The sequence below is a fragment of the Vibrio genomosp. F10 str. 9ZD137 genome, assembly GCF_049974785.1.
Lineage (GTDB): Bacteria > Pseudomonadota > Gammaproteobacteria > Enterobacterales > Vibrionaceae > Vibrio.
Genome location: NZ_JBNGCJ010000488.1, coordinates 1 through 1,149, shown reverse-complemented (window position 1 = coordinate 1,149; position 1,149 = coordinate 1). Strand labels below are relative to the sequence as shown.

1 protein-coding gene is annotated in these 1,149 nt (G+C 36.3%); it reads left to right on the top strand.

Annotated features, from left to right (window positions below):
- Positions 1-179: 179 nt before the first annotated feature.
- Entirely contained in the window at positions 180-773 is a 594-nt protein-coding gene (locus ACP45E_RS11770; protein ID WP_017037084.1) for a hypothetical protein, read from the top strand.
- The last annotated feature ends 376 nt before the right edge of the window (positions 774-1,149 follow it).

Sequence of the window (1,149 nt, the reverse complement as noted above, 5' to 3'; positions counted from 1 at the left end):
ATGTTGTTTTCTTCTTTATAGTGTATGTCCTTTTAATATGGAGTAACTAGAACCCTGAGGTTGCTCGAAGTCTTGACGTTGTTGTTTTCTTTGTGGTGTGTGTCCTTTTAGTTTCTTGCTATGGTAAGTTAATCGTAGCAACAGACGGTACAGGAAAAGGAAGGTATATTGTTCAGGATATGGAGTCGATTCCTCTAGACGAGTCAACGAAGCAATACCTGTTAGATAAAGATTTAGGTTATAGCTTCTTTAAACTTCCTGAAACGAAACTAATAGCCATTGATTATCGAACAGGTAGACCAATTGACCCATCGTCAGGTACTTACATACGACCACAAACAGTAGATGGAAACACATTTGCCGTAAGTTATTATCCATGTGCTACTGCTGAGTGCGTAGCTACCAATAGTAATATGGTGAAGAATGATGTTAGTGATGCGTTTATAGATGCGACGAGTGCTAAGGCGTTGGATGATGCGGCAACAGTGGCTACTTATGCAGCTTTGCCAGCTAGAGCAGGAACGGTCGTGTTTAAAACCATTGATTACGTGGGAATGGCAACATCAGTTGGAAGTGCTGTTTTAAAAGAACAAGTAGCAAAAGAAGCATTAGATTTTAGTACGACAAAGTTAGTCCATATTATGCTTCGAGACAATTTAGTACCTCTCAAAGCCGATAAGGTGCAATCGTATATATCTGCATCTGGAATACTTGATGAAGTTAACAGGAGTATTCCTGAAGACAGCAAAATAAAGGTGTTTAAAGATGAATAAATTGATTTTAAAAATATTATGGCCTGATAAAGTTTTTGGTGAAATTTCCAAGCTGATGATTATGTTAGCTTTAGTGGTAGTATGGTTTTCTTTTATATATTGGAAGATAGAGACTGTTGGCTATGTAACGCTTAAGCACTTTGTGTCTTTATATTGTATGTTGATAATATTTTGCTTTTTATTTAATAAAACATTACCAATAGGTGTCGCTACACATGATTATGATACAGATAGCCAAGGTTCACAGTTCATTAGGTTTCTCATCTGTGTTTCGTCTTTAGCAGTCTATTATTATTGTACGATTCTATAAAAAGAATAATGAGGTCACAATAAAATTACAAGGACACACACCCTAAGTAAGCAAAGTATGGTTTGG